Genomic DNA, 26245 nt, shown 5'->3' with positions numbered 1-26245 from the left:
CCGCTACCGGTGGTCGCCTGCGCACAGCAACGAATGAGAGTCACGTGGTCATCGAGAACACTTCCGCCACCGGCGCGTCGCACGACGACGCCGAGCGCTACGACTTCCAGGCCATCCAAGACAAATGGATGCCGATCTGGGAGGAGATGAAGCCCTACCAGAGCGATCTCGAGGGCGACAAGCGTCCGCGCAAATACGTGCTCGACATGTTCCCCTACCCCTCGGGCGACCTGCACATGGGTCACGCCGAGGCCTACGCCCTGGGTGACGTGATCGCCCGCTACTGGCGTCAGCAGGGCTTCAACGTGCTGCATCCGATCGGCTGGGACTCCTTCGGCCTGCCCGCTGAGAACGCCGCCATCAAGCGCGGCCTCGACCCCCGCGAGTGGACCTACGACAACATCGAGCAGCAGCGCACGAGCATGAAGCGCTACGCGACCTCCTTCGACTGGGATCGCGTGCTGCACACCTCCGACCCCGAGTACTACAAGTGGAACCAGTGGCTGTTCCTCAAGATGTACGAGAAGGGCCTGGCGTACCGCAAGGCCAGCTGGGTCAACTGGGACCCGGTGGACCAGACCGTGCTCGCCAACGAGCAGGTGCTGCCCGACGGCACCTCCGAGCGCTCCGGCGCGATCGTGGTGAAGAAGAAGCTGACCCAGTGGTACTTCCGCATCACCGACTACGCCGACCGTCTGCTCGACGACCTGCGGCAGCTCGAGGGCACCTGGCCGGCCAAGGTCATCGCGATGCAGCGCAACTGGATCGGCCGCTCCATCGGCGCCGACGTCGACTTCGCCATCGAGGGGCGTGACGAGCCCGTCACCGTCTTCACGACGCGGCCCGACACGCTCTACGGCGCGACCTTCATGGTGGTCGCCCCCGACTCCGATCTGGCGATCGAGCTGGCCGCGGGCTCGCCCTCCGCCGAGGTGCGCGCACGCTTCGACACCTACCTCGCCGACGTGCAGAAGTCGTCGGAGACCGAGCGGCAGGCCACCGACCGGCCGAAGACCGGCATCTTCCTCGAGCGCTACGCGATCAACCCGGTGAACGGCGAGCGGCTGCCCATCTGGGCCGCCGACTACGTGCTGGCCGACTACGGCCACGGCGCGGTCATGGCCGTGCCGGCGCACGATCAGCGTGACCTCGACTTCGCGCGCGCCTTCGACCTGCCGATCCGCATCGTGGTCGACACCCTGCAGCCGGTGACCGGGGCCATCCCGGTGGTGCAGGGCGACGAGCTGCCCGAGGACTGGCCGAGCGACATCACCGAGATCGACCCCGCCAAGACGGGTCTCGCACTCGCCGGCGAAGGACGGCTGATCAACTCCGGCCCCCTCGACGGACTGTCGAAGTCGAACGCCATCCGCAAGATCATCGAGATCCTGGAGTCGGCAGGCACCGGCCGTCCGGCGAAGAACTACCGCCTGCGCGACTGGCTGATCTCGCGGCAGCGCTACTGGGGAACACCCATCCCGATCATCCATGGTGCGGACGGCTCGGAATACCCCGTGCCCGAAGACCAACTGCCCGTGCTGTTGCCGCCGACCGAGGGTCTGAACCTCACGCCGAAGGGCACGTCGCCGCTCGGTGGCGCCTCCGACTGGGTGAACGTTCCGAACCCGGTCGACGGATCGCCCGCGCTCCGCGACCCCGACACGATGGACACCTTCGTCGACAGCTCCTGGTACTTCCTGCGCTTCCTCTCGCCGAACGACGAGACGAAGGCCTTCGACCCGCGCGAGGTCGACAAGTGGGCGCCGGTCGACCAGTACGTCGGCGGCGTGACGCACGCCATCCTGCACCTCCTCTACGCCCGCTTCATCACCAAGGTGCTCTTCGACCTCGGCTACGTCGGCTTCACCGAGCCGTTCAGCGCTCTGCTCAACCAGGGCATGGTGCTGATGGACGGATCGGCGATGTCGAAGTCGAAGGGCAACCTCGTGCGCCTCTCCGACCAGCTCGACGAGCACGGTGTCGACGCCGTGCGCCTCACGATGGCGTTCGCCGGTCCGCCGGAAGACGACATCGACTGGGCGGATGTCTCGCCCGCCGGCTCGGCGAAGTTCCTCGCCCGAGCGTGGCGCCTCGTGGGCGACGTGACCTCCGAGCCGTCGGTGAACTGGCGCGACGGCGACCGGGCGCTGCGGCGCGTGACGCACAAATTCCTGGCCGAGGCGCCGGGGCTCATCGAGTCGTTCAAGTTCAACGTGGTGGTCGCGCGGCTGATGGAGCTCGTGAACGCGGCCCGCAAGGCGATCGACTCGGGCCCGGGCGGCGGCGACCCCGCGGTGCGCGAGGCGGTCGAGACGGTGGCGCTCGGCCTGTCGCTGTTCGCGCCCTACACGGCGGAGGACATGTGGGCACGGCTCGGCTACGAGCCCTCGATCGCCAACTACGGCTGGCGGGGCGCGGATGCGTCGCTGCTGACCGAGGAGACCGTCACGGCGGTCGTGCAGGTCGACGGCAAGGTGCGCGACCGTATCGAGGTGTCGCCGAAGATCGACGGCGCGGCGCTCGAAGAGGCGGCGCGCGCGCTGCCCTCGGTGGTGCGCTCGATCGGCGATCGCACGGTGGTGACGGTCGTGGCGCGTGCGCCGCGGCTGGTCAACTTCGTCACAAAGCCGGCTTCGTAGGAGTTATCCACAGAAGTCCGTCCGGGCGCCCCGCGGGTTCGCTCCGTTTCTAGCCTTGCCGCATGGCAGGTGGGATCGGATCGCGACGCGGGGCGGTCGTGCGCGCTCCGGAGCCTGAGATCCTCTCTCCGGAGGCTGGGGGCGCTGCGGACACACGGCCCGGTCTTGAGCATGAGCCGGAGTCGCCTGATCGAGCTTCCGGCCCGTCGGTCCGGGTTCGCGTGGGCATCGGGGCGGCCGTCGTGCTCGTGGTGGTCGGGCTCGTGGCGTCGGTGCTCATCACCGCGCTCTCGCCGGTGGGGGTCACGACGACGTTCGGTTCCGGTGGGGGCTCGTCGGGTCGATCGCACTCGGATGAGGCGGTGGGCCCCTCGTCGCCCGGCTCGACCGCATCCGCTGGAGGCGCGGTCTCCCAGGCTGGTGGTGGTGCTGGTGCTGGTGCTGGCTCGGCAGGCGGCGCCGACGGTTCCGGTGCGGTGCTGCTCGTGCACGTTCTGGGGGCCGTGGCGACGCCGGGCGTGTACGACCTCGAGGAGGGCGCCCGGGTCGTCGACGCCGTGGCAGCGGCCGGAGGGTTCACGGATCAGGCCGACCAGGCATCCGTGAACCTGGCGCGCCCGCTGAGCGACGGCGAGCAGCTCCGGGTGCTGGCGGTAGGGGAGGCGCCGCCGGTCGCGTCGGGCGGAGCGGACGCCGGCTCCGGAGGGGAAGCAGCGAGCGGTTCCGGCGCCGCGGGCAGTGCCACGACCGCCGGCGCGAAGGTCAACCTCAACGCGGCGACCGAGCTCGAGCTCGACGGGTTGCCGCGCATCGGTCCCGCGATGGCTGCCCGCATCATCGCCTGGCGAACGGAGAACGGCCCGTTCTCGTCCGTCGACGACCTCCTCCAGGTCACCGGCATCGGCGACAAGACCTTCGAAGGTCTTCGCGACCTGGTCACGGTGTGACGGATGCGCGCCGACCTCCGCCTCGCCCTTCCGGCCGTGCTCGCCTGGGCCACCGCCTGGCTGGTCGCGGGCGCACCCGCCGTCGCGGCGCCGGCCGCCGTCACCGCGTGGATCGCGACGGCCGCCGCCACCGTGGCGCTGCTCGCTCGTACTGCGCGACCAGCCCGGCCATCGGCTCGCGTCCGCAGCGGTCCTGGGCGGCAGCGGGCGGCAGGGCTCCTACCGAGCGTCGTGCTCGCCGGAGCTGCCGTGGCGGTCGTGTGCACGTCGGCGTTCGCGCTCGGTCACGTGCGACATCCCCCTGGCCTCGAAGGTGGGCGCTCGCGCGCCGGAGAGGCCGTCGTCACCATCACGGGCATCGCCAAGCCGGCCGCGAGCGCCGTCTTCGGCGCACCGGCCGGCGGGCAGCGCGTCACCGTCGACGCCGAGCTCGACTCCTTCACCGCGGCCGGTGTGCACACAGAAGCGCGTGCACCCGCGCTCGTGTTCGCGACCGTGACCCGCGGCACTGCGCTCCCCATCGGCACCACTTTTCGGGTGCAGGGCACGCTGACGCCGCTGGCGCCAGGGGAGTCGCACGAATTCCTCCTGTTCGCGCGCGACGGTCCGCGCGTGGAGCGCGGTCCTCCCTGGTACCTCGCCTGGGCCGACGCCGTGCGCAGCGGCTTCCGGCGCACCACCGCTGATCTCCCGGGCGAAGGCGCCGACCTCCTCGCCGGTCTCGCCATCGGCGACGACAGCGGGGTCGCACCCTCGTTGCACGACGCGATGACGGTGAGCGGACTCACGCACCTGACCGCGGTATCCGGCGCGAACTGCGCGATCGTCGTGTCGGCGGTGATGCTGGTCGGCGGCGCGGTCGGGCTCCGGCGACGCACCCGCGTAGCCGTCTCGATCGTGGTCCTCGTGCTGTTCGTCGTGCTGGTCACTCCTGAACCGAGCGTGCTCCGCGCGGCGACGATGGCGGTGATCGTGCTCGTCGCGCTGGCAGCGGGGCGTCCATCGAGCGGTGTGCCTCCGCTCTGCCTATCGGTAGTGGTGCTGCTCGCACTCGATCCGTGGCTCGCCCGCAGCGCGGGATTCGCCCTCTCGGTGCTCGCGACAGCCGGGCTCCTCCTGCTGACCCGCCCCCTCGCCGCGGTCGGTGGGCGCTTCCTGCCCCGCTGGCTGGCCCTCGCGGTCGCGGTGCCGGTTGCCGCGCAACTGGCCTGCCAGCCCGTGCTCTTCCTCCTGACTCCGCAGATCACGCCGTACACCCTGCCGGCGAACATCCTCGCCGAGCCCGCCGCCGCGGCGGTGAGCGTGCTGGGTCTCGTCGTCTGCCTCCTCGGCGTGCTTGCTCCACCGCTCGGCACGCTGGTGGCCTGGCTGCCGTGGGCGCCGTCGGCCTGGATCGCCGCGGTCGCGCGCTTCTTCGCGGGTGCGCCGTTCGCCGCGATCCCGGTCCCTGACGGTGCCTTCGCTGCCGAGGCGGCGGTCGTACTGACCACGCTGTTCCTGATCGCGGTACTCGCGTCGCGCCGGCATCCGCGGCTGGCGCCCTTCGCGGGGCTGCTGACGGCGCTGAGCATCGTGATCGGCGGCGGTGTCATCGCCGGGGGCGCCCTGGCCCGGTCCGGTGCGGTGCCGCGCGGATGGCAAGTGGCCGCGTGTGACATCGGCCAAGGTGACGCCGTGCTCGTGCACAGCCGCGATCGGATCGCGCTGGTCGACGTCGGCCCCGATCCCGAGCCGCTCGCGGTCTGCCTCGAACGGATGCACGTGCCCCGCATCGACCTGCTGGTGCTGACCCACTACGACCGCGATCATGTCGGCGGCCTCGCCGCCGTGGTCGGGCGGGTCGACACCGCCCTCGTCGGCCCTCCTGATGGCTCGGCCGACGAGCGGCTCCTCGCCGATCTGCGAGGCGGCGGCGCCCAGGTGGCCGAAGCGGCACGTGGCCAGAGCGGTTCCCTCGGCGACTACCGCTGGGACATCCTCTGGCCCCGCTCCGGAAGCCCGCTCCGGGGCAATCCGGCGAGCGTCACCGTGCTGTTCACGGGCCCCCTGCGACTGCTCTTCCTCGGTGACCTGGGGGAGCAGGCTCAGGATGCGGTGCGCGCGGCGAACCGGATCGGCCCGGTCGACGTCGTCAAAGTCGCTCACCACGGCAGTGCCGACCAGAGCGAGCGGCTCTACGACGACGTGCGCGCGGTCGTGGGGCTGATCTCGGTGGGCGCCGGAAACAGTTACGGCCATCCCACCGATCGGCTCCTCGGCATCCTGGGGCGGGTCGGAACGCGCGCCTTCCGCACCGACCTCCAGGGCGCGATCGTGGTGTCGGGTACCTCCGCATCTCTCGAGATCTGGACGGAGAAGACCGTTCCGCCCTAGGTGCGACCGGTGTGCCCCGTGCTCGAAAGGTCGGGCGAGCAGCGAGCGAGCAGCGAGGACCGGAGGGCCGGCCGGCGGGCCGACCGTGTCGGCCGTGGCGGCTAGGCTGAATGCCGATCGACGGGAGAGCAGAGCATGGCAGTCGCGCGCGGCAGATCCGCGGCCAAACCGGCCGCGAAAGTGGCGATCCCGCAGCTCGAGTGGAACCAGGTGCGGCCCGCGCCCGTCGTGCTGGTCACCGGTGCCGAGACGTTCCTGGCCGAGCGCGCCATCCGACAGCTGCGCGACCTGCTGAAGGCCGAAGACCCGAGCCTCGAGATCACCGACGTCGACGCCGCCTCCTACACTCCGGGCGAGCTCCTCTCGCTCGCCAGCCCGTCGCTGTTCAACGAGCCGCGTCTCATCCGGGTGTCCGCGGTGGAGAAGTGCAGCGATGCCTTCATCGACGACGCGATCGCCTACCTCGGCTACCCGGCCGACGACACGTACATCGTGATGCGCCACGGCGGGGGAGTGCGTGGCAAGAAGCTGCTCGAGGCGATCCGCGCGGCCGACGGGGTCGCGATCGAAATCGTCTGCGCCGAGATCAAGCGCGACACCGACAAGTACGAGTTCGCGTCCGCGGAGTTCCGGGCCGCCGGTAAGCGCGCGACCCCGGGAGCCATCCGCGCACTCGTCTCCGCGTTCTCCGACGATCTCGCGGAACTGTCGGCAGCGTGCGCCCAGCTGGTGTCCGACACGGGCGAAGAGGTGACCGAGGTCACCGTGGAGCGGTACTACGCCGGCCGGGTGGAGACGAACGCGTTCGCCGTGGCCGACTCCGCGATCGCCGGCAGTTACGGCGACGCGCTCGCCCTGCTCCGGCACGCCCTCGCCTCGGGTGCTGATCCGGTGCCGATCGTCGCCGCATTCGCGATGAAACTCCGCACGATGGCGAAGGTGCTCGGCACCCGGGGCGGCTCGGGCCAGCTCGCCGGGCAGCTCGGCATGGCGCCCTGGCAGGTCGATCGCGCCCGCCGCGACCTCGCCGGCTGGACCAGCGAGGGCCTCGGCCGCAGCATCCAGGTGCTCGCCGAGACCGACGAGAGCGTCAAGGGCGCCGGCCGCGACCCCGTGTTCGCCCTCGAACGCATGATCGGCATCATCTCCTCCCGCGGCACCCTCTGACCCCTCGGGTGCCCACCGGCCCCGACCATCGAAACCGACGGAGATCCACGACCCGGGCGGACTGCAACTCCGTCGTCACCGTGTGCGCGCGAAAGTTCGTCGTTTCGAACCCCGTCCACCACGCCCCGAACAAAAAGGGCCCCGCCGAAGCGGGGCCCGATGCTGTGCGGCGCAGGATCAGAGCGCGGCGACCTGCTTGGCGATGGCCGACTTCTTGTTGGCCGCCTGGTTCTTGTGGATGACGCCCTTCGACGCAGCCTTGTCGAGCTTCTTGCCGGCCACGAGCAGTGCGGCGACGGCGGTGTCCTTGTCACCGGCCACGACGGCGGTGCGGGTGGCGCGGATGGCGGTCTTGAGCTCGCTCTTGACGGCCTTGTTGCGCTCCTGAGCCTTCTTGTTGGTGCCGATGCGCTTGATCTGCGACTTGATGTTTGCCACGGAAGTAACCTCTGTATCTGTATCGGATGAGTGCGGTGCGGTGGTCCGCTGCGGCCGGGCCGCGGAAAGAGCCACTCGCTGTTCGCACCCAGCAGAAACGTGTGGATGCGTAAGCCAACAGGCAACATTACCAGTTCTCGAGCGCCCGAACAATCCGAACGGGGCGCGGTACCGTTGAAGCCTATGCCACGCCTCGCTTCGCACACCGATTCGGTGCCGCCCTCCGGCATCCGCCGCATCTTCGAACTGGCCCATTCGCTCGACGACGTCATCTCCCTGGTCATCGGCGAGCCCGACGTCCCCGTCGACCCGGCGACGCTGGATGCCGGCTCCCGCGCCTGGCTGGCCGACGACACCGACTACACGCCCAACGGCGGCATCCCGGAGCTCCGTGAGGCGATCGTGCGCGCGGTGGCGGAGCACAACGGCATCCTCACAGATCCCGAGCGTGTCTGGGTCACCAACGGCGCCACCCAGGGCCTCCACCTCGCCATGAGCCTGCTGCTCGACCCGGGCGACGAGGTGCTCGTCCCCGATCCGGGTTACACCACCTTCACGATGAACGCCCACCTGCTCTCGGCCGTCGCCGTGCCCTACCCGCTGCGCCCCGAGAACGCCTTCGTGCCAGATCTCGACGAGCTGGCCCGTCTCGTCACCGACCGCACCCGTGTGATCATCGTCAACTCGCCCTCGAACCCGCTCGGCGCGGTGTTCGATCGCGACACCCTGCAGAGCCTGCTCGACTTCGCCCGCGAGCACGATCTCTGGGTCATCAGCGACGAGGTCTACGAGCGCTTCACCTACGGCACCCCGCACGTGAGCCTGGCCAGCCTGGCCGGCGCGGGCACCGGCGACGACGACCGCGTCTTCACGGTCTTCTCCGCCTCGAAGACCTATGCCCTCACCGGTGCCCGAGTCGGCTGGCTCCTGACGCCCTCCGGCTTCGCGCCGCTGCTCCGCTCGGCCCAGGAGGCCATGATCAGCTGCATCAACACGCCCGCACAGCGAGCGGTCGTGGCGGCGCTCACCGGCCCCCAGCAGTCGGTCACGGATGCCGCCGCTCACTACCGCGAGAACCTCGCCGAGGCCACGGCCGCCCTGCGCGAGCGAGGCATCCGCTATCTCGATCCGGCCGGCGCCTTCTACCTCTGGGTCGACGTCTCCTACGCGAGCCGCGGCGACGTGGCCGAGTGGGCCGAGCGTTTCCTGCTCGAGCAGCGTGTCGCCGTGGCTCCGGGCAGCGCTTTCGGCCGCATGGGCGAGGGTTGGATCCGCTTCTGCGCCGCCGCCGCTCTCGACGACCTGCTCGAGGGCATCCGTCGGCTGCCGGATCCTCCGCGCACCGAGATCCGCCTCATCCGGCCCGACGAGTACGAGGCCGTGTCGCGCCAACGCTTCGCCGCCTACGCGCACGACTACGAGATCGGCGGCGAGTACGCCGAGAACGTGCGCGCCGTCGAGATGCACGCCACGGTCGCCGAGGTGTGGGTGGCCGTGGATGCGGCGACCGGCGACATCCTGGGCTCGGTGACACTGCCCCGTCCCGGTGAGGCGCTGACCGAACTGGGTCGGGAGGGAGAGCTGGAATTCCGGCTGCTGGCCGTCGACCCGGGTGCCCGTGGCCGGGGCATCGGGCGCCTCCTCACCGAGTTCGTCCTCGACACCGCGCGCAGTCGCGGCGCCACACGTGTCGTGATGAACAGCGGAACAGACATGGTGGTGGCCCACCGCCTCTACGAATCGATGGGGTTCGCCCGGATGCCGGATCGCGAGAATCCTCCCGGCATCGAGCCCACCCGCGCCTACGGCCTCGACCTCTGATGCGGATCGCCGTCATCGGTGCCGGAGCCGTCGGCGGCGTTATCGCAGCGCTCGCCGATCGCGCCGGCCACGAGGTGACGGTGACCGCTCGAGGAGCCCAGCTCGAGGCGCTGCAGCGGGGCGGGCTGCATCTCACCGGGCACTGGGGTGAGCACACGGCCCGGCCTCGCGCATCCGCCGTGCTCGAGGATCGTCCCGAGCTGGCCGTACTGACGGTGAAGGCTCAGGATGCGCGTGCGGCGTTGAGCGAGAACGCCCGCTTTCTCGACGGGGTGCCCCTCGTCGTGGTGCAGAACGGGTTGGGCGGGGCGGAGGCCGCGGCGGCGCAGCTGCCGAGCACGCCCGTGGTGGGCGGACTCGCGTTGTTCGCCGCGTCGTACCTGTCGCCCGGCGAGGTGTCGATCACCACGCCCGCCGCCACCTACCTCGGCCTCCCCGCGGCCGCCGTGCCGTCCCTCGGCCGACAGGCCGCCCTCCGCCTCGCCACCGCGACCCTCGGCGCGTTCATGCCGATCGATGTCACGACGAACTTCGCCGGCGCGCAATGGACCAAGCTCATCGTCAACCAGGTCAACGCCCTCCCCGCCATCACCGGACTCTCCGTGCAGGAGACGATCGCCGATCCGCGGCTGCGCGCCGTGCTCACCGCGAGCATGCGCGAGGCGGTCGCCGTCGCCCGGGCGCGCGGCGTCCACTTCGAGACCCTGCTCGGCCTGAGCGACGGCCTGCTCCGCATCTTCGCGGCAGCGCCCCGCCCCCTCGCGCAACTGCTCCCGCAGCTGATGTCGCGGCGAGTCGGATCGACGCCCAACCCCGGCTCGACCCTGCAGAGCATCCGTCGCGGCCAACTCACCGAGATCGACCACCTCAACGGCGCCGTCGTACGCGAGGCCCGCGAGGCGCACCTCAAGGCCCCCATCAACGCCCACCTCGTGCGCCTCGTGCACCGAGTCGAGGCCGAAGGCGCCTTCATCACCCCGGAAGAGATCGCGATTTCACTCACACTCCCGAAGTGACGCGCACGGGAACGCACGCAACAGGCCCTTATCGACGACCCAGGGTGAGCGCGAGGCCGCGAAGCGACCTCACGCGAACATGTCGCGCGGCGCCGGGCAAGGACCGGCGCCGCCCTCGGAGGCCGCGCGAAGCACGGCCCCCGAGGCAGCTAGCACAGCCCCCGAGGCAGCTAGCCCAACCCCCGAGGCACCTAGCCCAGATACGAGCCCGCCCGCAACTCGTCGACGAGAGACGGTCCGTTGGGCTCCCAACCGAGGTCGATGCGCGCGGCCGATCCGGTGGCCTGCTGGTCGAGCAGCAGGGCGTCGGCGAACCCCTCACCGAGGCGTGAGCGCGTCTCCTCGACCGAAGACGGCGCGACCCGCCCGTCGAGTCCGGCCGCGTACGCGGCTGCCTCTCCGAGCTCGCGCACCGTCGGGTTCTGGCCGCTCGCGCCGATGTAGTACGACCCGGAGTCGGCCAGGTCGAAAGCCAGCAGGTAGAGCTCGGCGAGGTCGTCGACGAACACGGTGGTCCAGTGCTGCTCGCCCGAGCCCACGAGCGCCAAAGCCGGTGCGACGCCCGAGCCGCGCGGCGCATCCTGGATCACGCGCGGGATGCCCTCCCCGCGCCCGAACACGATGCCGGGCGCGATGATGGTCGTCTTGATGCCCTCGGCACTGCGCACCCGCGCCTCGATCGGCAGCCGCCACGCGGTGATGGCCGGCGGATCGAACGGCGTGCGCTCGGTGATCGCATCGCCCGATCCGAACACCCAGATGCCGCCGGTGTGCACGTAGGGCTTGTCGCTGCCCTCGAGGCCGGCGAACACGGCGGAGACGAACGCGTCGTCGGCGGCCGCCGCATCGGTGTCATGCGCGGCGAGGTGGATGACGCCGTCGCTCTCGAGGGCGAGGTGGGTGACGAGCTCGCGGTCGGTCAGGGTGCCGAGCACCGCGCGGGCGCCGGTCGCCTCGACCTCCGCGACCTTGTCGGAGCTGCGCACGAGGGCGACGACGTCGCGCCCCTGCGAGCGGAGCAGACGGAGGACAGTGGACCCGATGAACCCGGTCGCGCCGGTGAGGAAGATAGCCATACCCCAATTCAATCGAACGATCGGCCTTCACGGCGGGACATGGCAGAATAGGTCGTCCCGTCATTCGGCGCGCCCAGCCCCGACGACCCAGAGGAATGCGTGAGCCCCCTAGCCCTGAAGGCCCTCGAACCCGCCTCCACCGACCCCGCATTCATCCGTAACTTCTGCATCATCGCGCACATCGACCACGGCAAGTCGACCCTGGCCGATCGGATGCTCGGCATCACCGGCGTCGTCAGCGACCGCGACATGCGCGCCCAGTACCTCGACCGCATGGACATCGAGCGCGAGCGCGGCATCACCATCAAGAGCCAGGCGGTGCGGATGCCGTGGCGCCTCGGCGACCAGACCTACGCGCTCAACATGATCGACACCCCCGGGCACGTCGACTTCACCTACGAGGTGAGCCGCAGCCTCGCCGCGTGCGAGGGCGCCATCCTCCTGGTCGACGCCGCGCAGGGCATCGAGGCGCAGACGCTCGCGAACCTCTACCTGGCGCTCGAGAACGACCTCACCATCATCCCGGTGCTCAACAAGATCGACCTGCCGGCGGCCGACCCGGAGAAGTACGCGAAGGAGCTCGCGAGCCTCATCGGCGGCAGCCCCGACGACGTGCTCCGCGTCTCCGGCAAGACGGGCGTCGGCGTCGAGGCGCTGCTCGACCGCGTGACCGAGCTCATCCCCGCTCCGGTGGGCGATGCGGATGCCCCGGCTCGCGCCATGATCTTCGACTCGGTCTACGACGCCTACCGCGGCGTCGTCACCTACGTGCGCATGATCGACGGACACCTGAGCCCGCGCGAGCGCATCCAGATGATGTCGACCAGGGCCACCCACGAGATCCTCGAGATCGGTGTCAGCAGCCCCGAGCCGACCCCCTCGAAGGGTCTGGGCGTCGGCGAGGTGGGATACCTCATCACCGGCGTGAAAGACGTGCGGCAGTCGAAGGTGGGCGACACGGTCACGACCGCCTCCAAGCCCGCCACCGTCGCCCTGCCGGGCTACACCGAGCCCCTGCCGATGGTGTTCTCGGGCCTCTACCCGCTCGACGGCACCGACTACCCGGCCCTCCGCGAGGCGCTCGACAAGCTGAAGCTCAGCGACGCGGCCTTGGTCTACGAGCCCGAGACATCCGTCGCCCTCGGGTTCGGGTTCCGCTGCGGGTTCCTCGGCCTCCTGCACCTCGAGATCATCTCCGAGCGCCTGGAACGCGAGTTCGGGCTCGACCTGATCGCCACCGCGCCCAGCGTGATCTACCACGTCACCACCGAGGACAAGAAGACCATCACGGTCACCAACCCGAGCGAGTTCCCGGGCGGCAAGATCGTGAGCGTCCAGGAGCCGGTGGTGAACGCGGCGATCCTCGCGCCGAAGGACTACGTGGGCGTCATCATGGAGCTCTGCCAGAGCCGCCGTGGCACGCTGCAAGGCATGGAGTTCCTCGGCGAAGACCGGGTGGAGATCAAGTACACGATGCCGTTGGGCGAGATCGTGTTCGACTTCTTCGACAACCTCAAGTCGAAGACCGCGGGCTATGCGTCGCTCGACTACGAGCCCGCGGGCGAGGCGGAGGCCGACCTGGTGAAGGTCGACATCCTGCTCCAGGGCGAACAGGTGGACGCGTTCAGCGCCATCGTGCACCGCGACAAGGCCTACGCCTACGGGGTGCTCATGACGGGGCGGCTCCGCGAGCTCATCCCGCGGCAGCAGTTCGAGGTGCCGATCCAGGCCGCCATCGGTGCCCGCATCATCGCGCGGGAGTCGATCCGCGCGATGCGCAAAGACGTTCTGGCGAAGTGCTACGGCGGCGACATCACCCGCAAGCGGAAGCTCCTCGAGAAGCAGAAAGAGGGCAAGAAGCGGATGAAGATGGTGGGCCGGGTCGAGGTCCCCCAGGAAGCCTTCATCGCCGCGCTCTCGGGCGACACCGAGAAGAAGAAGGACAAGTAGGGGATGCCCGAGGCCACGACGATGCGCACCGCGCGCTCGACCGCACCGCGTGCCGACACCTCGCGTTCCGAGGTTCCCTTGAGCTACGCCGCCGTGGGCGCGACCCAGGCGGAGGATCTCCTGTACTACCCGCCGAAGGGCTTCCACCCGATGGAGCGGCGCGCCCGCCTCGGGTCCGGTGCCGCGCGGTTCGAAGCCGCGTCGGCCAAGCTCCTCGCCTGGGGTGTGCAGCGCGGTGCGGGCATCACCGTCGGCGACATCCAGCCCGCGGCGCCCACGGACACGGACTACGCCGGCCTCGTCTACGACGAATTCGGCACCCCGGTCGCCGCCCGGGCCGCCCAGCCTGAGCAGCAGTACGGCGAAGACGGCACACCGTTGGTCGCCGCCGGGACCACCGCGCTGCTCACCATCCGCGCGTTCGGCCTGAACGTCCACGCGCCGATCCGCGTCGTGTACATCGTCGACGAGCCCGGACGCCGGGGCTTCGCCTACGGAACGCTGCCGGGGCATCCGGAGTCCGGCGAAGAGAGCTTCGTGGTGGAGCACCTCGCCGACGACTCCGTGTGGATCGTCGTGCGCGCGTTCTCGCGCCCGAGCACCTGGTTCTACCGGCTCGGGCTCCCGGTTCTCCGCATCATGCAGGCGCGCGCCACCCGCCGCTACCTGCGGGCGCTCATGCCGAGCAAGGGCGCGTAGGCGCCGATCGTGCCTTCTCTCCTGCCGGTGGGCGATCCGGCCCCGGCCGACGGATTGTTGCCGGGACCTTCCGCCGCGACGGATGCCGCGGACTCCGCGCCCGACGCCCCTCGCGACTTCGGGCTCTACGTGCACGTGCCGTTCTGTCGCGTGCGCTGCGGCTACTGCGATTTCAACACCTACACGGCCACCGAGCTCCGCGGCGTGAAGCAGAGCGACTACGCGTCGCAGGCGATCGCGGAGATGACTTTCGCGGCGGGCGTGCTCGGCGCATCCGGCTACCCCGAGCGGTCGCTCTCGACCGTGTTCTTCGGAGGGGGCACGCCCACGCTGCTGCCCGCCCGTCAGCTCGCGGCGATGCTGACCGCGGCCCGGGACACCTGGGGGTTCGCTCCCGACGCCGAGGTCACGACCGAGGCCAACCCCGACTCGGTCGACGCCGCCTACCTGCAGACACTGGCGGACGCCGGGTTCACCCGCGTGAGCTTCGGGATGCAGTCGGCCGTGCCGAGCGTGCTCGCGACGCTGGAGCGCACCCACGATCCCGACCGCATCCCGCTCGTCGTGCGGTGGGCCAAGGACGCAGGACTCGACGTCAGCCTCGACCTCATCTACGGCACCCCGGGCGAGACGCTCGACGACTGGCAGCGCTCGATCGACGCGGTTCTGGACAACGAGCCCGACCACGTCTCGGCCTACGCCCTGATCGTCGAAGACGGCACCAAGTTGGCCCGGCAGATCCGTTCGGGGCTGGTGGTGGCGCCCTCGGACGACCTTCAGGCTGACATGTACGAGCGGGCGGATGCCGCGTTCGGGGCCTCGGGCTACGAGTGGTACGAGGTGAGCAACTGGGCCCGTGGCGCGGCGCACCGCTCGCGGCACAACCTCGGCTACTGGGTCGGGCACGACTGGTGGGGCATCGGCCCGGGATCGCACAGCTACGTGGGTTCGACGCGCTGGTGGAACGTGAAGCACCCCGCCGCCTACGCCCAGCGGATCGCAGCGGGCGAGTCCCCGGCCGCCGGGCGCGAGACGATCGACGCCTCCGCCCGTGAGCTCGAGCGCGTGCTCCTCCTCACGCGTGTGCGCGGGGCCCTGCGGCTCGAGACGCTCCCGGCGGAGGCGCGGCGCGAGGTGGCGGCCCTCATCGCCGAGGGCCTGGTCGACGGCCCGGCCGCCCTCCGCGGCACCCTCGACCTCACCCTCAAGGGCCGCCTCCTCGCCGACGCGGTCGTCCGCCGCCTCACCTGACGCGCCGGCGTCGGGAAACGCAAACGTCGCGGCGACCGAGCCCGTATGGGCGTCGGATGCCGCGACGTTTGCGGTTCTGAACGCGAAACCCTACTTGATGAAGCGGAAGTTGAAGAAGTAGCGGTAGGTGCCGCCCTGGTTCACCTTCACGCCGGCGATGATCGCGAAGATGAGGCCCACGATCTGTACGGCCCAGGCCAGGAAGTAGAACAGGCCGCCGATGAAGATGAACAGCGTGATGGTGCCGAGGATGTAGAGGCCCACCACGAAGATCGCGACCGTGATCTGGAAGTTCAGCGACTCCTTGGCTTCCTGGTTGGTCAGCGGACCGCGGTCCTTGAAGATCAACCAGATGATCAGCGGCGGGATCCAGCCCAGGATGCCGCCGAGCTGGGCGAGCATCGCCCACTGCTTGTCCTCAGCGGGCGAGAGCGGCGCGGCGGCCACCGGAGCGCCCTGGTACCCGGGAGGCGGGGCCTGGTAGCCGGGCGGGGGAGCCTGGTAACCGGGAGGCGGCGCCTGGTAGCCCGGAGGGGGCGTCGGCTGTCCGGGCGGGGGAGTGGGCTGGCCGGAAGCCGGGTCGTACGGCGGGGTGTTGGGGTCAGTCATGTCTCGCGCCTTTCAGACGGTGGGAGAGGCCCGCTGCCGGGCTCGCATGCGGGCCCGAGCCCACACACAGACACAAGATAGCGCCCGGGCCGCGCAGCAGCAATGATTTTCCGTCAGGGTGTCCCGAACCGCCGCGTCATAATCGGAGATATAATTGGCACTCCAGTGATGTGAGTGCCAACGCGAGGAGGGTGTTCCTGATGGTCTCAGAACGCAGCCTCGAAGTGCTCCGCGTCATCGTGCAGGATTATGTGGCGTCGCGCGAGCCGGTCGGCTCGAAGAGCATCGCCGAGCGGCACTCCTTCGGTGTCTCCGCCGCCACCATCCGCAACGACATGGCGCTGCTCGAAGAAGAGGAGCTCATCACCGCTCCGCACACCTCGAGCGGTCGCGTGCCCACCGACAAGGGCTATCGCCTGTTCGTCGACCATCTCTCCGACCTCCGTCCGCTGAGTCCGGCGCAACGTCACGCGATCGAGACCTTCTTGGGCTCGAGCGTCGACGTCGACGACGTCCTCGCCCGCACCGTCCGCCTGCTCTCGCAGCTCACCCATCAGGTGGCCCTGGTGCAGTACCCCTCGCTCTCGCAGGCGCGCGTGCGCCACGTCGAGGTCGTCTCCCTCAGTCCGCGACGGCTGATGACCGTCGTCATCACCGACAGCGGCCATGTCGACCAGCGGGTCGTCGACGTGCCGGCCGAGACCGACGACGAGCTGATCGCCGAGCTGCGGATGCGTCTGAACGAGACGATCGGCGGCCTGGGCCTCACCGAGGCCGCCAGTGCGCTCGCCGGTGTCTCCGACCGCTTCGCGCATCATCATGCGCCCACGGTCGAGGTCGTGGCGAACATCCTGCGCGAGCAGGTGACGGCGAACCGGCAGGAGAAGTTGCTCATCGCGGGCGCGGCCAACCTCGTGCGCACCGAAGAAGACTTCCACGGCAGCATCCTCCCGGTGCTCGAAGCGGTCGAGGAACAGGTGGTGCTGCTCCGGCTGTTCAGCGAGATGGAGGCCGACCAGCGCGGCGTCACCGTGTCGATCGGCCGGGAGAACGAGTCGTTCGGCCTCGGCGAGACCTCCATCCTCGCCTCCGGCTACTCGGGGCTCGGAACGTCGATCTCCCGCCTCGGGGTGCTCGGCCCGACCCGCATGGATTACTCGAGCAACATCTCGGCGGTGCGCGCCGTGGCGCGCTACCTGTCCCGCACTCTCGGAGACTCGGGCAGCGCCAGCTGACCGCCTCCGCCCCATCGAACGAAGGAGAAGCCCCTGGTGGCTGACCATTACGACGTGCTCGGCGTCTCGCGCGAAGCGACACCCGAGGAGATCAAGAAGGCCTACCGCCGACTCGCGCGCGAGCTCCACCCCGACGTGAACCCGAGTCCGGATGCGCAGGAGAAGTTCAAGCAGGTCACGCACGCTTACGACGTGCTGAGCGATCCCGGCCAGCGCCGCGACTACGACCGCGGCCCCCAGCCCGGTTTCGGCGGCGGGGGCGGCGCCGGATTCGGCGGCTTCGGCGACATCTTCGAGACGTTCTTCGGTGGCCAGGGCGGCGCATCCCGAGGCCCGAAGTCGCGGGAGGAGCGCGGTCAGGATGCCCTGCTCCGCGTGGAGGTCGACCTCGGCGAGGTCATCTTCGGCACCCACCGCGACCTCGAGGTCGACACGGCCGTGGTGTGCGAGACCTGCAACGGCTCGTGCTGCCAGCCCGGGACGTCGCCGGTCACCTGCGACATCTGCGGCGGATCGGGTTCGATCCAGCGCACTGTCCGCTCGCTGCTCGGCAACGTCGTGACCAGCGCCCCCTGCGGCACCTGCCGCGGCTACGGCACCGTCATCCCGAACCCGTGCCCCACCTGCCAGGGTCAGGGCCGCGTGCGTGCGCGTCGCACTATCCCGGTCGACATCCCGGCCGGCGTCGACACCGGTCTCCGCCTGCAGATGCCCGGTCAGGGCGAGGTCGGACCCGCCGGTGGCCCCCAGGGCGACGTCTACCTCGAGATGAAGGTGCGTCACCACGACGTGTTCTCGCGCAACGACGACGATCTGCTCTGCACTCTCGAGGTGCAGATGTGGGATGCGGTGCTCGGCACCACCACCACCATCCAGGCGCTCGACGGCGACATCGAGATCGAGATCAAGCCCGGCACGCAGAGCGCCGAGGTGCTTACCGTGAAGGGCCGTGGCATCACGCACCTCCGGGGGAACGGCCGCGGCGACCTGCGCGTCGGCATCCAGGTGGTGACGCCCACGAAGCTCGACCACAAGCAGAAGGAGCTGATGAAGCAGCTCGCCAGTGCCCACAAGTACCCGGCGCCCACGCTCGGGCACTTCCAGCAGGGCCTGTTCGCGAAGCTGCGCGACCGCTTCCTGAACGTCTGATCGGCCGGATGTGAGCTCGCTCTTCCTGCGCGACGACCTGGCCGCCGTGCCGCACGACATCGGTGACGTCGTCGTGCTGTCCGGCGACGAGGCGCGCCACGCGGTGACCGTGAACCGGATGCGCGTGGGCGAGCACACCTCGATCGGTGACGGACAAGGCCTCGTGGTCAGCGGTGTGGTCACGCGGGTGGAGCCGCGCGAACTGGAGCTGGCCGTCGAGACCGCGGTCGTGCATCCCGAGCCCGCGCCGCAGCTCGTTCTCGTGCAGGCGCTGGCCAAGGGCGACCGCGACGAGATGGCGGTGCAGACGGCCACCGAGCTCGGGGTCTCCGCTGTGGTGCCGTGGCAGGCCGAGCGGTCGATCTCGCGCTGGTCGGGTCCGAAGGTGGCCAAGGGCGTCGAGCGCTGGTCGAGCATCGTGCGCGAGGCGGCCAAGCAGTCGATCCGGCCCTTCGTGCCGGCCGTGAGCGGGCCGGCCGATCTCGCAGGACTGCGGGCGCTCGCCGCCGCGAACCGGATGCTCGTGCTCGAGCCCACCGCCACCGACCGCCTCACCGAGGTGTCGTTCGCCAACGGCTCCGGCCTTCCGGTGCTCCTCGTGGTCGGGCCGGAGGGTGGGATCTCTCCTCGGGAGCTCGAGGCGCTCGCCGCAGCGGGGGCGCAGATCGTGCGACTCGGCGACGAGGTGCTGCGGACCTCGAGCGCTGGCCCGGCGGCGCTGGCCGTCATCAACGCCGCGCTCGGCCGCTGGTAGCGGCGGCTCCGCCGGTCTCCGCTCCTGCACAGGCACGCTCGTAGCGAACCCGGGCGGTCAGTTGTCCACAGCCGGTCCGTTCTCCGGGTGCCAAAACTAAGATGGGGCCATGTCCACCGAAACCGATTCCCCCTCGATCTTCAGCCGCATCGTCGCCCGGGAGATCCCGGCGACCATCCTCGCCGAGACCGACCGGGTCATCGCGTTCCCCGACATCGCGCCCAAAGCGCCCGTGCACGTGCTCGTCGTGCCGAAGACCGAGCAGTACCGCGACGTGGTCGAGCTGGCCGCCGGAGACCCGGAGCTGCTCGCCGAGGTGGTCGCGGTCGCGAAATCCCTTGCCGACGAATTGACCGACGGCGACTTCAGACTCATTTTCAATACCGGCCCGAATGCCGGGCAGACCGTCTTCCACGTGCACGCGCACGTGCTCGGAGGCGGCCTCGAGGAAGGAACCCTTGGACAGGGCTGACACCGCATCCACACCTGAACCGCAATCTCCCGAGAGCGAAGCGCGCCTCCACATCGACGGCATCGAGATGGTCCGGCTGCTCGGGCCACAGGATCGCCTGCTCACCACCATCGAGCGGCAGTTCCCGCTCGTCACCGTGCTCGCCCGCGGCAACGACATCACGCTGCGAGGCGACGCCGATCAGGTGGATGCCGCGCGCCGGCTGGTCGAGGAGCTGCTGCTCATGGTGCGCAACGGGCAAGACCTCACGCCGGTCGAGGTCAACACCTCGGCGCGCATCCTCGAGAACGACCGCGCGGCGAGCCCGGCCGAACTCCTGAGCCAGGCCATCCTCACCGCTCGCGGCAAGAGCGTGCGACCGAAGACCACCGGCCAGAAGGAGTACGTCGACGCGATCGACGAGAACACCATCGTCTTCGGCATCGGCCCGGCCGGAACGGGCAAGACCTACCTCGCCATGGCGAAGGCCGTGCAGGCGTTGCAGCGCAAGGAGGTCGAGCGGATCATCCTGACCCGCCCGGCCGTCGAGGCCGGCGAGCGCCTCGGCTACCTGCCGGGCACGCTCACCGACAAGATCGACCCCTACCTGCGGCCGCTCTACGACGCGCTCAACGAGATGATGGATCCCGAGATCGTGCCGAAGCTGCTGGCCGCCGGCACCATCGAGGTGGCGCCGCTGGCCTACATGCGAGGCCGCACGCTCAACAACTCCTTCATCGTGCTCGACGAGGCGCAGAACACCACGCCCGAGCAGATGAAGATGTTCCTCACCCGCCTCGGCTTCGGCTCGAAGATGGTGGTCACGGGCGACATCACGCAGGTCGACCTGCCCACCGGAACGAGCGGATTGCAGGTCGTGACGCGCATCCTCGACCGCATCGACGACATCCATTTCGCCACGCTCACGAGCGCCGACGTGGTGCGCCACACCCTGGTCGGCGCGATCGTCGACGCCTACACCAAATACGATCAGATCCAGATGGCCCGTCGCGAGAACGCGGGGCATGGCCCCGAGTTCGGGAGCGAACGAGACCGTCGCTACAACCGCGGCAAACGATAGGAACGCGTCGTGAGCATAGAGATCAACAACGAGAGCTCGATCCCGGTCGACGAGACCGCCATCCTGCGCCTGGCGAGCTACGCGCTCGACCAGCTTCACGTGCACCCCGACGCGGAGCTCGCGATCGTGCTGGTCGACGAGGCCGCCATGGAGCAGCTGCACGTGCAGTGGATGGACGAGCCCGGTCCCACCGACGTGCTGAGCTTCCCGATGGACGAGTTGCGCCCCGGTACCGAAGACGCACCCACTCCGGCCGGTCTCCTCGGCGACGTGGTGCTGTGCCCGCAGGTTGCGGAGGCGCAGGCGCAGACGGCCGGGCACTCCACCCTCGAGGAGCTTCTGCTGCTCACCACCCACGGCATCCTGCACCTGCTCGGTTTCGACCACGCCGAGCCCGAGGAGGAGAAGGAGATGTTCGGCATCCAGCGCGACATCCTCGTCGGCTTCGCGATGGGCGAGCGTCGCCGCCCGGCATGACCATCGCGCTGTTCCTGATCGCGGCCTTCGTCCTCGTGGCGTTCGGCGGACTCTTCGCGGCCGTCGACTCCGCGGTGCTCTCGCTGTCGCGATCCGACATCCTGGAACTCGCCGACCGCTACCGTGCGAAACGCTCGCTGCGGGCCATCGCCGACGACCCCGGTGCCCACGTCAACGCGGTGAACTTCGCGCGCGTGGTGTTCGAGACGACGGCGGCGGTGCTCGTCACCATCGCCTTCGCGTTCTCCATCGACGTGCTCTGGCTCGCCCTGGTGCTCTCGGCGGCGATCATGACGGCGGTGTCGTTCGTGCTCGTCGGCTCGAGCCCTCGCAGCGTCGGACGGGTGCACTCCCGCGCCGTGCTCCGCTACGGCGCCGTTCCCGTGCACCTCGTGCGGGTGGTGCTCGGGCCGGTTGCGAACGCGCTGGTCGCGATCGGCAACCGGGTCACCCCCGGCCGGCCCCGCTCGGGCACCTTCTCGTCGGAGGAGCAGCTCCTCAGCATGGTCGACGAGGCCACCGAGCTCGACGTGCTCGAAGAAGACGACCGGGAGCTCATCCACTCCATCATCGAATTCAACGACACCGTGGTGCGTGAGGTGATGATCCCGCGCACCGACATGGTGACCATCGAAGACGACGCGACCGTCGGCCACGGCCTCGGCCTCTTCCTCAGCAAGGGCGTCTCCCGCATCCCGGTGGTGGAGAACGACAACGTCGACCAGATCTCGGGCGTGCTCTACCTGCGCGACGTCGCGCGTCTCAGCTACGAGCGCCCGAACGAGGTCGACCGGATGCGCGTGAGCGAACTCACTCGCCCGGCCCTGTTCATCCCGGAGTCGAAGAAGGTCGACGACACGCTGCGGCAGATGCAGCTGGAGTCGAACCACCTCGCCATGGTGGTCGACGAATACGGCGGCATCGCCGGTCTCGTCACCCTCGAAGACCTGATCGAAGAGCTGGTCGGCGACATCTCCGACGAATACGACCGCGATGTCGTGGAGGTCGAAGACCTCGGAGACGGCCGCTACCGCGTCAGCGCGCGTCTGCCCGTCGACGAACTGGGCGAGCTGTTCGACCTGGAGCTCGACGACGACGACGTGGATTCCGTCGGCGGCCTCCTCTCGAAGACGCTCGGCCGGCTTCCGGTGGCCGGTTCGGTTGCGCGGGTCTCCGGTCTCGAGCTCACCGCCGACCGAACCGACGGCCGCCGCAAGCGCGTCATCACGGTGATCGTGCGTCGCGATCCGGATGCGCCGGCCCCGGTCTCGACCGACACCGGTCCCACCCGCACCGGGCCGGTGCGCACGCAGCCGCCCAAGTCCGGCGGCAAGAACGGCTCGAAGTCGAGCAAGTCCACCCCCACGACCACCCCCACGAAGGAGAGCGCATGAGCGACTCAGCAGGCGACGTCGACGGCGACTTCCGGGCGGGGTTCGTCACCTTCGTCGGGCGCCCGAACGTCGGGAAGTCCACCCTCACGAACGCACTGGTCGGCGAGAAGGTCGCCATCACGAGTTCGAAGCCGCAGACCACCCGGCAGGCGATCCGCGGAATCGTGCACGACCCGGCCGGGCAGCTGATCATCGTCGACACCCCCGGCATGCACCGGCCGCGCACCCTGCTCGGTGAGCGGCTCAACTCGCTCGTGCAGTCGACCCTGGGCGACGTCGACGTCATCGGTTTCTGCCTGCCGGCCGACGAGAAGCTCGGTCCGGGCGACCGCTACATCAACGACCAGCTCGACGCCTACCCCGGGGCGAAGAAGGTCGCGATCGTCACCAAGATCGACTCGGCTTCGAAGCAGCAGGTGGGCGAGCAGCTGCTGGCCGTGTCGGAGCTGCGCGACTGGGAGACGGTGATCCCGGTGTCGGCGACCAGCCGCATCCAGCTCGACGTGCTGACGAGCGAGCTCATCCGTCTGCTCCCGCGGTCGGAGAAGCTCTACCCCGAAGACCAGATCACCGACGAAGGCCTGGAGTCGCGCATCGCGGAGTTGATCCGCGAGGCCGCCCTCGAGGGGGTGCGCGACGAGCTGCCGCACTCCATCGCGGTCACGATCGACGACATGACGGAGCGTGACGACCGCGACCTGGTGGAGATCTACGCCAACCTGTTCGTCGAGCGCGACAGCCAGAAGGGCATCATCATCGGGCCGAAGGGCTCCCGACTCGGCGACGTCGGGTCGCGGGCGCGGGCGGAGATCGAACCGCTGCTCGGTCGGCAGGTGTACCTCAACATCCGGGTGAAGGTGGCGAAGGACTGGCAGCGCGACCCGAAACTCCTCGGCCGGCTGGGCTTCTGAAACCCGCTTCACAGAGAGGCGATAGCCTGTAACCGTGTCTAACGTTGCGAACCCATTCGGCCAGGTCCTGGTCGCCATGGTCACCCCTTTCACGGCCGACGGCGAAGTCGATTGGCCCGGGGTCGAGAAGCTCATCGACGAACTCATCACGGGCGGCGCCGACGGCATCGTCGTGACCGGCACCACCGGCGAGACCTCCACCCTCACCGACCCGGAGAAGATCCGGCTGGTCGAGGTGGGCAAAGACGTCGCGGCGGGGCGCGCCAAGATCATCACCGGCGGCGGTTCGAACGAGACCGCGCACGCGATGCAGCTCGCCCGCCAGAGCGAGAAGGCCGGGGCCGACGGCAACCTCGTCGTCACGCCGTACTACAACAAGCCGACCCAGGCCGGCATCCTCACGCACTTCCGGATGATCGCGGATGCGACCGACCTGCCCGTCATCCTCTACGACATCCCGGGTCGCACCGGGGTGCCGATCAAGTACGAGACGATGCTGCGCCTGGCGAAGCATCCGAACATCCTCGCCGTCAAAGACGCCAAGGGCGACTTCAGCGAGGTCAGCCGCGTTCTCAACCAGACCGACCTGCTCTACTTCTCGGGAGACGACGCGAACGTGCTGCCGCACCTCGCGATCGGCGCCTCGGGTCTCATCGGCGTCACCGCGAATGTCGCCCCGGCGCCCTATCGCGTCATCATCGACGCCGTGAACGCGGGCGACCTCGCCACCGCCACGGCGGCCCACAAGTCGCTCGAGCCGCTGGTGCGCGCGATCATGACCCACGTTCCCGGCACGGTCGCGGCGAAGTACATCCTGCACGGCCTCGGCCGCATCGGCAGCCCGCGCGTGCGGCTGCCCCTGGTGGGCCCGGAGGAGTGGGAGGCCGCGCAGATCGAGAGCGAGATCGATCTCGTGCGCGACATCCCGGGCCTCGACTTCAAGAACTTCCGTCCCGACCGCAACGCCGCCGCGGGCGGAGCCCTGCCGAAGGTGGCGGGCACCACTCGCTGAGACGACCCGGACCGGTCCGACCGGTCCCCGCAGAAGCCCCCGCGGCCGCACAGGCGGACCGCAGACCATGCACGACAACCGCATGCACGACAACCGAGGAGGGCCCATGCAAAGCCCGATAGCAGAACCGCCGGCGCTCCAGGCCGGAACACTCCGAGTCACCCCCGTGGGCGGGCTCGGCGAGATCGGTCGCAACATGACCGTGTTCGAATACGAGGGCAAGCTGCTCATCGTCGACTGCGGGGTGCTCTTCCCCGAGGAGAACCAGCCCGGCGTCGACCTGATCCTGCCCGACTTCAGCATCGTGCGCGACCGGTTGCAGGATGTCGTGGGCATCGTGCTCACGCACGGCCACGAAGACCACATCGGCGCCGTGCCCTACCTGCTGAAGCTGCGCGAAGACATCCCGCTCATCGGGTCGGCACTCACCCTGGCGCTGGTCGAGGCGAAGCTCAAGGAGCACCGCATCACGCCGTACACCTTCGACGTCACGGAGGGTCAGGTCGAGAACCTCGGCCCCTTCGAGTGCGAGTTCGTGGCCGTGAACCACTCGATCCCGGACGCGCTGGCCGTGGCCATCAAGACCCCCGCGGGCGTCGTGCTGCACACCGGCGACTTCAAGATGGACCAGCTGCCGCTCGACGACCGCCTCACCGACCTGCGCGCCTTCGCGCGCCTGGGCGAAGCGGGAGTCGACCTCTTCCTAGTCGACTCCACGAACGCCGACGTTCCCGGATTCACCCCGCTCGAGCGCGACATCGGACCGGTGCTCGAGTCGATCATCGAGCGCGCACCCCGCCGGGTCATCGTGGCGAGCTTCTCGAGCCACGTGCACCGCGTGCAGCAGGTGCTGGATGCCGCCCACGCGCACGGTCGCCGGGTGGCGCTGCTCGGGCGCTCCATGGTGCGCAACATGACGATCGCGGCCGATCTCGGCTACCTCAAGGTGCCCGAGGGCGTCCTGGTCGACTTCAAGAAGGCCGGCGACATCCCCGACGACAAGATCGTCTACATGTCCACCGGATCGCAGGGCGAGCCGATGGCCGTGCTGTCGCGGATGGCGAACCTCGAGCACCAGATCGAGGTGGGCGAGGGCGACACCGTCATCCTCGCCTCGAGCCTCATCCCGGGCAACGAGAACGCGGTCTACCGGGTCATCAACGGGCTCACCAAGCTCGGCGCCAACGTCATCCACAAGGGCAACGCGAAGGTGCACGTCTCCGGCCACGCGGCCGCGGGCGAGCTGCTCTACTGCTACAACATCCTGAAACCCAAGAACGTGCTGCCCGTGCACGGCGAGTACCGCCACCTGGTGGCCAACCAGAAGCTCGCCATCGAGACCGGTGTGCCGGCCGAGAACACCTTCATCGCCGAGGACGGCACCGTCATCGACCTGAAGAACGGCGTCGCGAAGGTCGTCGGCCAGCACGACCTCGGCTACGTCTACGTCGACGGGTCGACCGTCGGCGAGATCACGGATGCCGACCTCAAAGACCGCCGCATCCTCGGCGAAGAGGGCTTCATCTCGATCATCGTCGTGGTGGAGGCGCAGACCGGGCGCATCGTGGTGGGCCCGGAGATCCACGCCAAGGGATTCGCGGAAGACGAGCGGGTGTTCGACGCGGTCAAGCCGAAGATCAGCGCCGCCCTCACCGAGGCGGCCCAGAACGGTGTGCGCGAGCCCTATGCCCTCCAGCAGGTCGTGCGCCGCACGGTCGGGCGCTGGGTCAACACGAGCTACCGCCGCCGCCCCATGATCGTGCCGCTGGTCATCGAAGCGTAAGGTCACGCCCGG

22 protein-coding genes are annotated in these 26245 nt (G+C 69.6%); 19 read left to right on the top strand and 3 right to left on the bottom strand.

The genetic code is table 11. The annotated features are described in order from the left end of the window. Positions 1-44: 44 nt before the first annotated feature. The 4 genes from leuS (at position 45) to holA (ending at position 7126) form a co-directional block, all read left to right on the top strand. A complete protein-coding gene (leuS, locus tag ACFJGU_RS01795; protein WP_382307113.1) occupies positions 45-2639 on the top strand; it encodes a leucine--tRNA ligase in 2595 nt (864 codons plus the stop codon). Between the two features lie 221 nt (positions 2640-2860). After that, the gene (locus ACFJGU_RS01790; RefSeq protein WP_382307111.1) at positions 2861-3586 is read left to right on the top strand and encodes a ComEA family DNA-binding protein; all 726 of its coding nucleotides are present in this window, start codon (positions 2861-2863) and stop codon (positions 3584-3586) included. A gap of 3 nt (positions 3587-3589) precedes the next feature. Further along, on the top strand, positions 3590-5959 hold the full coding sequence (locus ACFJGU_RS01785) for a ComEC/Rec2 family competence protein (protein ID WP_382307109.1): 2370 nt from the start codon (positions 3590-3592) through the stop codon (positions 5957-5959). 135 nt (positions 5960-6094) lie between these two features. After that, entirely contained in the window at positions 6095-7126 is a 1032-nt protein-coding gene (gene holA, locus ACFJGU_RS01780) for a DNA polymerase III subunit delta (RefSeq protein WP_382307107.1), read from the top strand. Positions 7127-7303: 177 nt separating this feature from the next. Here holA and rpsT read toward each other — a convergent pair whose 3' ends face one another. Further along, the gene (rpsT, locus tag ACFJGU_RS01775; RefSeq protein ID WP_092556900.1) at positions 7304-7564 is read right to left on the bottom strand and encodes a 30S ribosomal protein S20; all 261 of its coding nucleotides are present in this window, start codon (positions 7562-7564) and stop codon (positions 7304-7306) included. Between the two features lie 183 nt (positions 7565-7747). On the opposite strand from rpsT, the gene ACFJGU_RS01770 reads away from it, so the two are divergent. Together ACFJGU_RS01770 and ACFJGU_RS01765 are read left to right on the top strand one after the other, a co-directional pair. Then, positions 7748-9385, top strand: coding sequence for an aminotransferase class I/II-fold pyridoxal phosphate-dependent enzyme (locus ACFJGU_RS01770; RefSeq protein ID WP_382307105.1), 1638 nt, complete (start codon positions 7748-7750; stop codon positions 9383-9385). After that, a complete protein-coding gene (locus tag ACFJGU_RS01765; RefSeq protein ID WP_382307104.1) occupies positions 9385-10401 on the top strand; it encodes a ketopantoate reductase family protein in 1017 nt (338 codons plus the stop codon). Before ACFJGU_RS01770 ends, ACFJGU_RS01765 begins: the two co-directional genes overlap by 1 nt. A 191-nt stretch (positions 10402-10592) precedes the next feature. Here ACFJGU_RS01765 and ACFJGU_RS01760 read toward each other — a convergent pair whose 3' ends face one another. Continuing rightward, positions 10593-11477 carry an NAD-dependent epimerase/dehydratase family protein gene (locus tag ACFJGU_RS01760; RefSeq protein ID WP_382307102.1) on the bottom strand — a complete coding sequence of 295 codons (885 nt, stop codon included), beginning with the start codon at positions 11475-11477 and terminating at the stop codon, positions 10593-10595. A 99-nt stretch (positions 11478-11576) separates the two neighbouring features. Between ACFJGU_RS01760 and lepA the strand changes: the two genes are divergently transcribed. Genes lepA through hemW form a run of 3 tightly spaced genes read left to right on the top strand, consistent with a single transcriptional unit; the run spans position 11577 to position 15377 of the window. Then, complete coding sequence (gene lepA / locus ACFJGU_RS01755; protein WP_382307101.1) at positions 11577-13427, top strand: translation elongation factor 4; 1851 nt, start codon at positions 11577-11579, stop codon at positions 13425-13427. A 3-nt stretch (positions 13428-13430) separates the two neighbouring features. Then, positions 13431-14126, top strand: a complete 696-nt coding sequence (locus tag ACFJGU_RS01750; protein ID WP_382307099.1) for a DUF1990 family protein — start codon at positions 13431-13433, stop codon at positions 14124-14126. A 9-nt stretch (positions 14127-14135) separates the two neighbouring features. Further along, complete coding sequence (gene hemW / locus ACFJGU_RS01745) at positions 14136-15377, top strand: radical SAM family heme chaperone HemW (protein WP_382307097.1); 1242 nt, start codon at positions 14136-14138, stop codon at positions 15375-15377. 90 nt (positions 15378-15467) lie between these two features. On the opposite strand, the gene ACFJGU_RS01740 is transcribed toward hemW, so the two are convergent. Further along, positions 15468-15986, bottom strand: coding sequence for a DUF4870 domain-containing protein (locus ACFJGU_RS01740; RefSeq protein WP_382307096.1), 519 nt, complete (start codon positions 15984-15986; stop codon positions 15468-15470). Between the two features lie 200 nt (positions 15987-16186). Between ACFJGU_RS01740 and hrcA the strand changes: the two genes are divergently transcribed. From hrcA to ACFJGU_RS01690, 10 genes are all read left to right on the top strand, one after another. Then, on the top strand, positions 16187-17221 hold the full coding sequence (hrcA, locus tag ACFJGU_RS01735) for a heat-inducible transcriptional repressor HrcA (RefSeq protein ID WP_382307094.1): 1035 nt from the start codon (positions 16187-16189) through the stop codon (positions 17219-17221). 36 nt (positions 17222-17257) lie between these two features. Further along, positions 17258-18370, top strand: a complete 1113-nt coding sequence (gene dnaJ / locus ACFJGU_RS01730) for a molecular chaperone DnaJ (protein ID WP_382307093.1) — start codon at positions 17258-17260, stop codon at positions 18368-18370. 10 nt (positions 18371-18380) lie between these two features. Further along, positions 18381-19124: a 16S rRNA (uracil(1498)-N(3))-methyltransferase gene (locus ACFJGU_RS01725; RefSeq protein ID WP_382307091.1), complete on the top strand. Its 744-nt coding sequence runs from the start codon at positions 18381-18383 to the stop codon at positions 19122-19124. Between the two features lie 109 nt (positions 19125-19233). After that, positions 19234-19596 carry an HIT domain-containing protein gene (locus ACFJGU_RS01720; protein WP_382307089.1) on the top strand — a complete coding sequence of 121 codons (363 nt, stop codon included), beginning with the start codon at positions 19234-19236 and terminating at the stop codon, positions 19594-19596. A 67-nt stretch (positions 19597-19663) separates the two neighbouring features. Further along, positions 19664-20656 carry a PhoH family protein gene (locus ACFJGU_RS01715; RefSeq protein WP_382310233.1) on the top strand — a complete coding sequence of 331 codons (993 nt, stop codon included), beginning with the start codon at positions 19664-19666 and terminating at the stop codon, positions 20654-20656. Positions 20657-20665: 9 nt separating this feature from the next. After that, complete coding sequence (ybeY, locus tag ACFJGU_RS01710; RefSeq protein WP_092556923.1) at positions 20666-21133, top strand: rRNA maturation RNase YbeY; 468 nt, start codon at positions 20666-20668, stop codon at positions 21131-21133. Further along, positions 21130-22527, top strand: a complete 1398-nt coding sequence (locus ACFJGU_RS01705) for a hemolysin family protein (protein WP_382307087.1) — start codon at positions 21130-21132, stop codon at positions 22525-22527. The genes ybeY and ACFJGU_RS01705 overlap by 4 nt, the downstream gene beginning before the upstream one ends. After that, on the top strand, positions 22524-23438 hold the full coding sequence (era, locus tag ACFJGU_RS01700; protein WP_382307086.1) for a GTPase Era: 915 nt from the start codon (positions 22524-22526) through the stop codon (positions 23436-23438). The genes ACFJGU_RS01705 and era overlap by 4 nt, the downstream gene beginning before the upstream one ends. A gap of 34 nt (positions 23439-23472) precedes the next feature. Further along, entirely contained in the window at positions 23473-24450 is a 978-nt protein-coding gene (gene dapA / locus ACFJGU_RS01695; RefSeq protein WP_382307085.1) for a 4-hydroxy-tetrahydrodipicolinate synthase, read from the top strand. 106 nt (positions 24451-24556) lie between these two features. Continuing rightward, positions 24557-26233, top strand: coding sequence for a ribonuclease J (locus tag ACFJGU_RS01690; protein ID WP_382307083.1), 1677 nt, complete (start codon positions 24557-24559; stop codon positions 26231-26233). Positions 26234-26245 lie beyond the last annotated feature (12 nt).

The sequence above is a fragment of the Herbiconiux sp. UC225_62 genome, from assembly GCF_042694625.1.
Classification (GTDB): Bacteria; Actinomycetota; Actinomycetes; order Actinomycetales; family Microbacteriaceae; genus Herbiconiux.
The sequence above is the reverse complement of the archived record's forward strand: the minus strand, read 5'-3'. Positions and strand labels throughout refer to the sequence as shown.

Coding starts and splice junctions, on each gene's coding strand:
- ACFJGU_RS01785 (WP_382307109.1), top strand. CDS start 3,590: ATGCGCGCCGACCTCCGCCTCGCCCTTCCGGCCGTGCTCGCCTGGGCC.
- holA (WP_382307107.1), top strand. CDS start 6,095: ATGGCAGTCGCGCGCGGCAGATCCGCGGCCAAACCGGCCGCGAAAGTG.
- ACFJGU_RS01770 (WP_382307105.1), top strand. CDS start 7,748: ATGCCACGCCTCGCTTCGCACACCGATTCGGTGCCGCCCTCCGGCATC.
- ACFJGU_RS01765 (WP_382307104.1), top strand. CDS start 9,385: ATGCGGATCGCCGTCATCGGTGCCGGAGCCGTCGGCGGCGTTATCGCA.
- ACFJGU_RS01760 (WP_382307102.1), bottom strand. CDS start 11,477: ATGGCTATCTTCCTCACCGGCGCGACCGGGTTCATCGGGTCCACTGTC.
- ACFJGU_RS01750 (WP_382307099.1), top strand. CDS start 13,431: ATGCCCGAGGCCACGACGATGCGCACCGCGCGCTCGACCGCACCGCGT.
- ACFJGU_RS01740 (WP_382307096.1), bottom strand. CDS start 15,986: ATGACTGACCCCAACACCCCGCCGTACGACCCGGCTTCCGGCCAGCCC.
- hrcA (WP_382307094.1), top strand. CDS start 16,187: ATGGTCTCAGAACGCAGCCTCGAAGTGCTCCGCGTCATCGTGCAGGAT.
- ACFJGU_RS01720 (WP_382307089.1), top strand. CDS start 19,234: ATGTCCACCGAAACCGATTCCCCCTCGATCTTCAGCCGCATCGTCGCC.
- ACFJGU_RS01715 (WP_382310233.1), top strand. CDS start 19,664: ATGGTCCGGCTGCTCGGGCCACAGGATCGCCTGCTCACCACCATCGAG.
- ACFJGU_RS01705 (WP_382307087.1), top strand. CDS start 21,130: ATGACCATCGCGCTGTTCCTGATCGCGGCCTTCGTCCTCGTGGCGTTC.
- era (WP_382307086.1), top strand. CDS start 22,524: ATGAGCGACTCAGCAGGCGACGTCGACGGCGACTTCCGGGCGGGGTTC.
- ACFJGU_RS01690 (WP_382307083.1), top strand. CDS start 24,557: ATGCAAAGCCCGATAGCAGAACCGCCGGCGCTCCAGGCCGGAACACTC.